Source organism: Microcystis sp. M079S1 (assembly GCF_020246425.1).
Lineage (GTDB): Bacteria > Cyanobacteriota > Cyanobacteriia > Cyanobacteriales > Microcystaceae > Microcystis > Microcystis aeruginosa.
This window is the reverse complement of sequence record NZ_JADBSZ010000069.1, coordinates 1-9172: the sequence shown is the minus strand read 5'-3', so window position 1 is coordinate 9172 and position 9172 is coordinate 1. Positions and strand designations below refer to the sequence as shown.

General features: G+C 43.7%; 11 protein-coding genes. 6 read left to right on the top strand and 5 right to left on the bottom strand.

What is annotated here, in order from left to right:
- Nucleotides 1-198 precede the first annotated feature (198 nt).
- Nucleotides 199-543 (top strand): hypothetical protein, encoded by a 345-nt coding sequence (locus IM456_RS04355; protein ID WP_043995635.1) that lies wholly within the window; start codon nucleotides 199-201, stop codon nucleotides 541-543.
- A gap of 264 nt (nucleotides 544-807) precedes the next feature.
- Here the strand turns inward: IM456_RS04355 and IM456_RS04350 are convergent, their stop codons facing one another.
- Together IM456_RS04350 and IM456_RS04345 are read right to left on the bottom strand one after the other, a co-directional pair.
- Nucleotides 808-1020, bottom strand: a complete 213-nt coding sequence (locus IM456_RS04350) for a DUF2442 domain-containing protein (RefSeq protein WP_149988330.1) — start codon at nucleotides 1018-1020, stop codon at nucleotides 808-810.
- 190 nt (nucleotides 1021-1210) lie between these two features.
- On the bottom strand, nucleotides 1211-1438 hold the full coding sequence (locus IM456_RS04345; RefSeq protein WP_149988329.1) for a DUF4160 domain-containing protein: 228 nt from the start codon (nucleotides 1436-1438) through the stop codon (nucleotides 1211-1213).
- A 601-nt stretch (nucleotides 1439-2039) separates the two neighbouring features.
- Here IM456_RS04345 and IM456_RS04340 point away from each other — a divergent pair.
- Nucleotides 2040-2576 carry a hypothetical protein gene (locus tag IM456_RS04340; protein WP_287692106.1) on the top strand — a complete coding sequence of 179 codons (537 nt, stop codon included), beginning with the start codon at nucleotides 2040-2042 and terminating at the stop codon, nucleotides 2574-2576.
- Nucleotides 2521-4248 carry a murein biosynthesis integral membrane protein MurJ gene (gene murJ / locus IM456_RS04335; protein WP_287692107.1) on the top strand — a complete coding sequence of 576 codons (1728 nt, stop codon included), beginning with the start codon at nucleotides 2521-2523 and terminating at the stop codon, nucleotides 4246-4248. The genes IM456_RS04340 and murJ overlap by 56 nt, the downstream gene beginning before the upstream one ends.
- 413 nt (nucleotides 4249-4661) lie before the next feature.
- On the opposite strand, the gene IM456_RS04330 is transcribed toward murJ, so the two are convergent.
- The 3 genes from IM456_RS04330 to IM456_RS04320 are packed head-to-tail and all read right to left on the bottom strand — an operon-like array spanning nucleotide 4662 to nucleotide 8565.
- Nucleotides 4662-5312: a hypothetical protein gene (locus tag IM456_RS04330; RefSeq protein WP_159294566.1), complete on the bottom strand. Its 651-nt coding sequence runs from the start codon at nucleotides 5310-5312 to the stop codon at nucleotides 4662-4664.
- 41 nt (nucleotides 5313-5353) lie between these two features.
- A complete protein-coding gene (gene hisS, locus IM456_RS04325; protein WP_287692109.1) occupies nucleotides 5354-6634 on the bottom strand; it encodes a histidine--tRNA ligase in 1281 nt (426 codons plus the stop codon).
- 20 nt (nucleotides 6635-6654) lie between these two features.
- Nucleotides 6655-8565: a heavy metal translocating P-type ATPase gene (locus IM456_RS04320; RefSeq protein ID WP_287692110.1), complete on the bottom strand. Its 1911-nt coding sequence runs from the start codon at nucleotides 8563-8565 to the stop codon at nucleotides 6655-6657.
- Nucleotides 8566-8571: 6 nt separating this feature from the next.
- Here IM456_RS04320 and IM456_RS04315 point away from each other — a divergent pair, with 6 nt between their 5' ends.
- The 3 genes from IM456_RS04315 to IM456_RS04305 form a co-directional block, all read left to right on the top strand.
- On the top strand, nucleotides 8572-8880 hold the full coding sequence (locus IM456_RS04315) for a hypothetical protein (protein WP_024971306.1): 309 nt from the start codon (nucleotides 8572-8574) through the stop codon (nucleotides 8878-8880).
- A 29-nt stretch (nucleotides 8881-8909) separates the two neighbouring features.
- Nucleotides 8910-9035 carry a hypothetical protein gene (locus tag IM456_RS04310; RefSeq protein WP_268745002.1) on the top strand — a complete coding sequence of 42 codons (126 nt, stop codon included), beginning with the start codon at nucleotides 8910-8912 and terminating at the stop codon, nucleotides 9033-9035.
- Between the two features lie 9 nt (nucleotides 9036-9044).
- Nucleotides 9045-9172, top strand: a 128-nt coding sequence (locus tag IM456_RS04305; protein ID WP_287707225.1) for a DUF2887 domain-containing protein, incomplete at its 3' end; no start/stop codon positions are given.

Sequence of the window (9172 nt, the reverse complement as noted above, 5' to 3'; positions counted from 1 at the left end):
TGGCTCTTCGTTACTTGGTATGGTTCGATATGGGGGCATAAATCGACTAAATCCTTATCTGGCAAGAGATTTAATTGATTAGTTCGTTCCAGATCGCAAACAATTGACAAAAATTGCGGTAATGTCTGTTTCTATAAGGGTTTCATCCCTTATAACCCCCGTCCATTGCATAACACAAACCGAAGAGCCAAAAATCTAATGCCTGATTTTCAGACCTTTATCGGTATCCTTACCACCCTATTCGTCTTTTTAACAGGAATAATCCTCAACTATGACTCAATCCAACTCGGCAACGAACAAATTATCATCCCCCAATGGTTCGGACTTCTCTTCGCCGGGATTACTTTCAGCCTTGTTACATTGGATCAAATCCTACGGGGGCTTGTCCGACTTGAAAAAACAGAACGAGAAACTCGCCGAACTCGAATCGAAACTCGATACCGTACTGCAATCATCCGATTCCAACTTAACCCCAACAACTTCCACAGAAACCAACTAGCAGATATTTTAGCCCTACTTGAAGAATACCGAGATACACTTTAGTGCAATTCTTGAGGGCGATCGCCGATCTTGTCGGAGGTCAGTGCGATCGCCCTCTTCTTGTTAATCTTGTTGTTAATTAAACTTTAAAACCGCGATCACCTACGCAAATCCGTCTTGCGGTTGCTTGAACTATCAAAACAGATTAGAAAGGCGGTAACTGAAAATGACCAGCGACAATTCCAGGAACGGTAATAAGCTAAACGGCTTTTACTTCGGATCACCGATATAGACTCCAAAAGGGTTATAGCTATTGGATCATGCAGGTTAAGCGCCGTTTAGCTTATCCTCATCCAATTCTTCCCACCGTAGAGCATAGCCATTTACCTCAACCTTAACCGCCGCCAATTGCTCATTCGTTGCTTGTTTCAAAATACGGAAGCGATCGCCAGGAAAACCGATAATACGTCCATCACTGAGTTCAAGGTATATCATGCGTTCTTCTGCCCAGGCTCGAATGGCGGCAGGCTCAACAGTCATTATAGGATTAATGTTTGTGGAAATCACGATAAGCACTCCTTAAAAGGTCTTGATTTTTATGGTTCTTCCGAACTTACACTGTAGAAAATTCCCCAAGCTCCCTCTCTGTCCAGCAATGCTCTAAAGTTGATAAATATCAATCTAACAAAAACTCAAAGCTCTGCTGTACAAGCTTTACAAGCATGAGTTGTTAATAGTTTTGCATGACAGATTCGGTAGAGCCATTTTTATAAACTAGCCTCTCTACTTCCCGTAGCTCATGGGAAGGAATACCACGATTGGAAGCTAAAATGATTATCGGTTCAAGCCAAAATTTACATTCACCATCAGGAGAACGTACATGAATATGTAGCGGTTCGGAACCTTCATCGGAATAGAAGTGAAACCGAAAATGTCCAATTCTAATGACCGTTGACATTCAGTGAAATTCGTAATCATTGAGAGTTGCTGGTTCTTTATTATAGTCGGAAATTGTAGCGATCATTGTCGCACGCCAATCAGACCGATAAGGACTTTCAGGGCGCTCGCCAATCGCGTAGGGTGCAATTAACGCACCTTTTTATTTTTATTGGCTTATTATATGCGTTCTTTATCGAAAGCCTCAATTAATATCTATTCAGGAGACATTATAACATCAATCTCTCGCATCCTTAAACCTTTGTTGATCGCCTTAGAAATACTTTCATCCAGTGCGATCACTATCTTCTTGTTAATTAAACTTTAAAACTGCGATCGCTGGTGGCATTGTTAAGTTTTCTTGAACGGGCGATTTTTGTAATCAAGAGTAGAACCATCAATATTTATGGTTCGGTTGGCTCTTGGTATGATACGAATGTCTATGGAGAAATGGGTGTTATACATTCCAGTCAAATTAAATTTGACAACTAGCGATCGCTTTTCTACGGGAACAGAGAATTAGATAAAAAATACTAATATTTTGTCGCCATCAGGTTCTAGCCGCAATTCAATTGAGTATAAAATGATCTCAGAAAAAGCCTCCAGAAAATGTCAAATCAACCATGAAAAAAATTATTTTGATTTCTAGTCTATCTTTGACAATGGTAGTCGGTGCTTCCTGGGCAAAACCGAATATAGTTTTGGCTGAAACTTGTAATTACTTTGCCGGAACTGCTGTGACGGGAAAAAGCGTTAACATCGATTTATGTTCGATTGTTCCGGCTAGTTCCCGTAGTGTTGACTTTGTTTATTATTTAGGAAATCAACGACTGGTTAGCCAAGCTAATTGTGATAACGGAACTTGGACGACTTTTCCCGAAAGACAAATTCATCGTCCCCGCTCTCAGGCGACTCAAACAATGCTAGAGGTGGTGTGTAGTTACAGATTCAATAGTTCTCAATCCACATCAAGAATCGCTGCGGCAATAGTGTTTTCTCCACCATCAAATGTGAGAACATCCCCCAATGGCAATATCATCTGTTCAGTCAAAGAACGTAGAACCATCAATATTTATGGTTCGGTTGGCCCTTGGTATTATACGGATGTCTGTGGAGAAATGGGTCTTATACATTCCAGTCAAATTAAATTTGACAACTAGAGAGCGCTTTTCCTCCGGAACACAGAAACGGGTAGAATCGATCAATGCAGTTGTTTTCTTTCGAGGTGTCATCATTACTAAGAAAGCTACCCGTTCCTTAGCCGGTATTGCCGGAATTGTCGCCGTTGCCACCTTAATCAGTAAGGTTTTTGGTTTAGTCCGCGAACAGGTAATCGCCGCTGCCTACGGTGTCGGGCCGGTGGTGAACGCCTACGCTTTTGCCTACGTTATCCCCGGTTTTCTGTTAATTCTCCTCGGTGGTATTAACGGCCCCTTTCATAGCGCTTTGGTCAGTGTTTTGGCCAAAAGAGATAAATCCGAGTCCGCGCCGATTGTCGAGACTGTCACCACCCTAGTCAGCGCGATTTTATTAGCTGTCACCGTCTTTTTAATCGTTTTTGCCAATATTTTTATCGATGTTCTCGCTCCCGGTTTAGATGCCGCCACCCGTAGTATGGCCATTCAACAACTGCAAATTATGGCCCCCATGGCGGTTTTAGCCGGTTTAATCGGCATCGGTTTCGGTACTCTCAATGCGGCGGACCAATACTGGCTACCGAGTCTCAGTCCGCTTTTTTCCAGTGTGGCGGTGATTATCGGGGTGGGTTTGCTGGCCTGGTTCCTTGGCGATCGCATTGATAATCCCCAATATATTCAACTAGGGGGTTTTGTCCTCGCCGGTGGTACTCTCGTCGGGGCGCTCTGGCAATGGTTAGCACAAGTGGGCGCACAAGTCAAGGCAGGTTTAGGAAAATTAACATTTCGTTGGGATTGGCGGATTCCGGGGGTGTCGGAGGTGTTGCGGGTGATGATTCCGGCGACCTTATCTTCAGGAATGTTGCATATTAACGTTTATACTGACCTCTTTTTCGCTTCTTTTATCGAAAATGCCGCCGCTTCCATGCGTTACGCCAGTTTTATCGTTCTCACGCCCTTGGGCATCATGTCTAACATGATTCTCGTGCCGTTTATGCCGATATTTTCTCGACTGACGGAACCAGAAAATTGGGGAGAATTGAAGCAAAGAATCCGTCAGGGTTTATTATTGACGGCTTTAACCATGTTACCCTTCACGGCTATCTTTATCGCCCTCGCTTTCCCTGTAGTGCGGGTTATCTATCAACGGGGTGCCTTTAATCTGGCTGCCTCGGAACAGGTGGTTCCCGTATTAATGGCCTACGGTTTCGGGATGTTTTTCTATCTCGGTCGCGATGTTTTAGTACGAGTGTTCTATGCTTTGGGTGATGGCGACACTCCCTTTAAGGTGAGTATGGTGAATATTTTTCTTAATGGTGTGCTGGATTTCCTCTTGTATAAACCTTTTGGTACCCCGGGGATTGTTTTAGCAACCGTGGGGGTTAATATCATTTCTATGGGCATTTTTACGGTGATTTTAAATCGTCGTTTAGGAGGTTTACCTCTGGGAGAATGGGGTTTATCCTTATTGGGATTAACGGTAATTACAATGCTTTCTGGTGTTGCTAGTTGGGGAGCTAGTTGGGGATGGGAAAAGGTTTTCGGTGCTGGTAATATTTTCTTACAATTGTTACAGTTGGGTTTTGCTTCGACCGTAGCGGTGGGTTTATTCCTCCTCGGTGCGATGTTATTGAAGTTACCAGAATTAGACCTATTAATCTCGCGAGTTCGTCAGAAGTTATTGAAAAAATCTTAGGTTTAAGTTGCTGCCTCACTAGATTAAAGAAGGGTTAAACCCTAGCTAATACCAAATCAGTTTTTAAGAGTCTGATTAACTCCCTCCCTCGCTCGTAATTACTGTTATAGGGGACGGAAGAATTTTTTCAATTTGCTCGCCCTCTTTTTGTTTAATGTCAAACAAATCCAATCGGATTTGAAGATTTAACCAAAAATCAGGTTTTAACTCGCTAAACTATTTCTTTTTTGCAGCGATTGCACTCTTATACTAAATCCAGTTATTAAAAACTGATTATGTATTCCCCCTTTTTGCATGAGTGCATGAGTAGGTAGAAAACGGGTTTCTCCGAGAAACCCGTTTTCTGTGCGTTACTCAACGGATTTAGTATAAAACCCTTACCTCGTCTATATTTCACATTTATTCAGCAAACCCTATTTATTTTTAGGAATTGGGGGCAGTTGCGGTGATTTTCGGCGAGAATTAGAACCGGATATTTTCGGGGGTAGGGGTGCAGAATTGCGATTAGATAAACTTTGAAGGCTCTTTTTCATATTAGCAGGTTCCGGCAGTTCTAGAGTTACCCCTTCCCTAGCGGTCATTGTTTGCCCCGGTAGGCATAAATCAAAAACAAAGGCAGAATTATTGGTTAAATCGGCCAGTTCTAATTTTACCATCTCTGGAGAGGATTCTCGTGCTAATAAAGGTTCAATTTCGGTTTTAATCAACTGTTCTAATTGAGCCAGATAATTGATCTTAACAGGAGTAACAATTAAAGTTAACATTTCTTGCCAACCTTGCCCCCCCAATTCTGCCAGAATATCCCCATAACAGCGAATTTTCCAGCTACCTATTCCCAAATCTCGATAGGAAAAAATTTCCAGCCAACCCCCGGCATCCGATCGATAATAATGAGTATATCTTTCACTACTGTCAGGAGATTCGTAATCGATACGCACTTCAATATGGGCAAAAGGAGAATCCAGACGGGCCAAGAGACGATAGTTTCCCGAGACAATTTCTAGGGAATTAGTAGAAATTGTGCGTCCGTGATTCTCCCCTTGTTTTTGCAGTATAAATTCCATAATCTTAGCCTAGGCCTAATGTTTGGCCTTGACGCTAAAACTTAGGATTTGTGCCGAGAGATTTGCGCTTTTAATTCCCCTGCTTGTGTCAATAAATCCGCTTGGGTTAGACTAATTTGTTCTTGGGTGGCCATCCATTTCAGTTGTACCGTGCCATTTTCAGCCTCAGCATCCCCCAAAATTATACAGCCCACGGCCTTAGCTCGATCGGCCCGTTTAAATTGTTTCCCGAAAGCGCTGCCGCTTAAGTCTAACTCGACGCTAAACCCCAATCCGCGTAATTGTTGCGCTAACACCACACTGCGTGCCTCAGCTTTTTCTCCTTTGGAGACGAGATAAAAATCGGGAACCAAAAAAGATAAAGATTGCTTTTGTTGTAATAATATAATCAGACGTTCTAAACCGATCGCCCAACCTACTGCTGGAGTGTCTGGACCACCTAATTGAGCTATTAAACCATCATAACGACCACCACCGCAAACCGTAGCTTGAGCGCCTAAATCATCGGATTGAATTTCAAAGGCCGTATGGGTGTAATAGTCCAATCCTCGCACTAAACAGGGATTAAGATTATAGATAACTCCCAAATCAGTTAGTAAAGATTGTACCCGTTCAAAGTGCTTTTGAGAATCACTGCCGAGATGTTCAAGAATACTGGGGGCATTCTTACAGATAATCTTGGTTTTCTCGTCCTTACTATCCAAAATTCGCAGGGGATTTTTTTCTAATCTCTGTTGAGAATCCGCGTCTAAATCAGCTTTGTAGGGAGTCAAATAATCTAGCAAGGCCTGACGATAATTTTGCCTATCTTGGGCATTTCCCAGGGAATTAATATCTAATTTTAGGTTTTCTAGCCCCACAGCTTTTAATATCTCGCTGGCAAGGGTAATTACTTCCACATCCGCCCTAGGATCATCACTTCCCAACAATTCGACCCCGATTTGATGAAACTGTCGCTGCCTACCCGCTTGCGGACGTTCATAACGAAACATCGGCCCCTGATACCAGAGTCTTTGTACTCCTCCGGCGGCCTGTAATTTGTGTTCAATATAGGCGCGAACGACCCCAGCCGTTCCCTCCGGTCGCAAAGTCAGGGAACGTTGACCGCGATCAAAGAAAGTGTACATTTCTTTACCCACCACGTCCGTCGCTTCCCCGATACCCCGTTCAAAAAGTTGCGTCTGTTCAAAAATGGGAGTTCGTATCTCTTGATACAGCGCAGTCCCTAAAATTCTGGTGGCAGTTTCCTCTAACCACTGCCAGTAACCGACCTCCGCCGGTAAAATATCTTTTGTGCCTCGGATTGCCTGGATTTCGCCCATAGTTCTCTGTATTTTTATCCCTATTTGAACAATCTTAAACCGCTTAGAGTCACTAATACCGTCGATCCTTCATGACCGATGACACCTAGAGGTAAAGTTATATCACCGGCAAAATTGGCTATTAGCAATATGCCGATAAACGCGAGGGCGAAAGTGATATTCTGTTTAACAATGCGATTGGCACGACGACCAAGGTTAATCGCGCTGGGAATTTTGGCTAAATTATCGGACATGAGGATAATATCGGCCGTTTCCAAAGCGACATCACTACCAGCTTTTCCCATGGCAATCCCCACATTAGCCATAGCTAAAGCGGGCGCGTCATTAATGCCATCTCCCACCATAGCGACAGTGTGATATTTTTCTTGTAGATGTTGGATAACGGTTAACTTATCTTCGGGCAGTAAATCAGCGTAAACCTCCTCAATGCCGAGTTTTTCAGCAACTTTATCGGCACTTTGTTGATTATCACCCGTAATTAAAACTATATGTTCGATACCGATCTTTTTTAGCTGCTTCACCAGATTAACTGCCGATTCCCGCAGGGTATCGGCAACAGCGATCGCCCCGATTAGTTGATTCTCTTGTACTACCCAGACGAGGGTTTTACCTTCTTTTTGTAAACGTTCGCGGATAGCTAAGATATTCTGGTCAAGATCAGCAATATGGTCACGAATATAGGCAAAATTGCCCACAGATACCGACTTATCGGCAATTTTTCCCGTGATACCCCGTCCCGATACCGCTTGCACCTGATTAGCACTGAAGAAATTTATACCACGTTCCCTGGCTGTGGCGGTAATAGCGGATCCGATGGGATGTTCCGAACAGGATTCTAGGGATGCAGCCACCGCTAACACCTCATTTTCGCTGACTGCATGGATGGGGATAATTTCCACCACTTGCAACTTACCAAGGGTGAGAGTGCCGGTTTTATCAAAAGCGATCGCTCGTATGCGGCCGATCATCTCCAATCTTGCGCCATTTTTGAATAAAATCCCCTGTTTTGCCCCGTTAGCGATACCCGATAATAAAGCTGGCATAATTGAGGCCATTAAAGCACAGGGAGAAGCCACCACGAGAAAAATTAAGGCCCGATAGATAGTGGTTTCCCAGGTCCAACCCCAGAAAAAAGGCGGTAAAATCCCGAAAATTAAGCCCAAAATCACGATAATTTTCGCATAACCCCGCTCGAAACCTTCGATAAACTGTTGGGAGGGAGGGGATTCATTTTGTGCTTTTTCTACCAAACGAATCACCCTCTCAATTAAGCGACTTTCGGGGGGAGTTTCCACCTTTAAACGTAGCACTCCCGCACCGTTGAGAGTTCCCGCAAAGACTTCTTCCCCGATGGTTTTATCCACGGGAAGCGATTCTCCGGTAATTGGCGCTTGATTAATGGGACTGTTTCCCTCCATAATAATGCCGTCAATGGGGATTAATTCACCCGGTTTGACTAAAACTGTATCACCGATCCGTAATTGCTTGATAGGAACCTCTTTTTCCCTGTCTCCCGTGATTAATCTAGCAGTATCGGGAGTCATGGCCATGAGAGAACGAATATTGCGATCGGTTTTCGCCATGGCAATCTGTTCTAATGCACCACTAATAGCGAAAATCAGGATTAAAACGGCTCCATCGATGATTAGATAGTAATTACTATCCCAGAGTCCCAAAATCGCCGCCCCCAAGGCCGCTACAATCATTAAGAGGTCCACATCCAGTTCTTTTTCCTCCCATAAAGTCGTCAATCCTGCTTGGGTACTCTCGTATCCTCCCACCAGATATGCGATCGCTAGTAGGATGAAAGCCGGGCCGATCAGATTAAAGTGTAGGCATAACCAACCAAAAAAGACTAAAATAGCGCAAATTCCCGCGGCAACTGCCGAGGAATACTCAGACAACCAAGAGGACGAGATACTCTGAATCATGGAGCGATGGCAATTACTTTTCTCCCCATTCTAGAAAAAATTAGATCGATGCAGAAAACCCCTAGGACGTTATCCCCTGCAGCCAACCTAGCTGATAATAATTGGAATTTTGCCGAGGTTTGGATCGATCCGCTGCTATCTCCTCCCTATATCTTGCTTTTACTGGCTGAATCTTCAGGAAACTATCGCGTGTACGATCCCTCTGAGGGTTATCAGGTGGTATTTACCGGTGCGAGTTACGAGGAAGCGGAAAATTGGCTATTAGAGGACGAATTTGAACCGGTAGAGGGACGACTTTCGCCAGTAGAGATATAATTTCCTTATCTCCTTTCCGCTTTTCTTCGATGCTATCCTTACTAAAAAAGCGATGGAATTGGCTAAAATCGCTCTTTATTGGCAGTCCGAGGGCAATTAACCCCAAAAAAGTCAAAAATACTCCTCCAGAAGCCAGCGACGCACCAGAGGGATAGACCGAACTCATGAAAACCGACACGATTTTCTACCGACTTTTTCAAACCTTTCCCGATCTTCTGTTTGAGTTAATCGACTTTCCCAGCGAATTAGCCGATTTCTATCGATTTTCCTCCGTAGAGGTGAAACAACTATC

What these genes read in the sequence shown, in the direction of transcription:
- hisS (WP_287692109.1), bottom strand. Translation starts at nt 6,634, where the DNA reads ATGGGCGAAATCCAGGCAATCCGAGGCACAAAAGATATTTTACCGGCG.
- IM456_RS04345 (WP_149988329.1), bottom strand. Translation starts at nt 1,438, where the DNA reads ATGTCAACGGTCATTAGAATTGGACATTTTCGGTTTCACTTCTATTCC.
- IM456_RS04350 (WP_149988330.1), bottom strand. Translation starts at nt 1,020, where the DNA reads ATGACTGTTGAGCCTGCCGCCATTCGAGCCTGGGCAGAAGAACGCATG.
- IM456_RS04330 (WP_159294566.1), bottom strand. Translation starts at nt 5,312, where the DNA reads ATGGAATTTATACTGCAAAAACAAGGGGAGAATCACGGACGCACAATT.
- IM456_RS04310 (WP_268745002.1), top strand. Translation starts at nt 8,910, where the DNA reads ATGCTATCCTTACTAAAAAAGCGATGGAATTGGCTAAAATCGCTCTTT.
- IM456_RS04315 (WP_024971306.1), top strand. Translation starts at nt 8,572, where the DNA reads ATGGCAATTACTTTTCTCCCCATTCTAGAAAAAATTAGATCGATGCAG.
- IM456_RS04320 (WP_287692110.1), bottom strand. Translation starts at nt 8,565, where the DNA reads ATGATTCAGAGTATCTCGTCCTCTTGGTTGTCTGAGTATTCCTCGGCA.
- murJ (WP_287692107.1), top strand. Translation starts at nt 2,521, where the DNA reads ATGTCTGTGGAGAAATGGGTCTTATACATTCCAGTCAAATTAAATTTG.
- IM456_RS04340 (WP_287692106.1), top strand. Translation starts at nt 2,040, where the DNA reads ATGAAAAAAATTATTTTGATTTCTAGTCTATCTTTGACAATGGTAGTC.
- IM456_RS04355 (WP_043995635.1), top strand. Translation starts at nt 199, where the DNA reads ATGCCTGATTTTCAGACCTTTATCGGTATCCTTACCACCCTATTCGTC.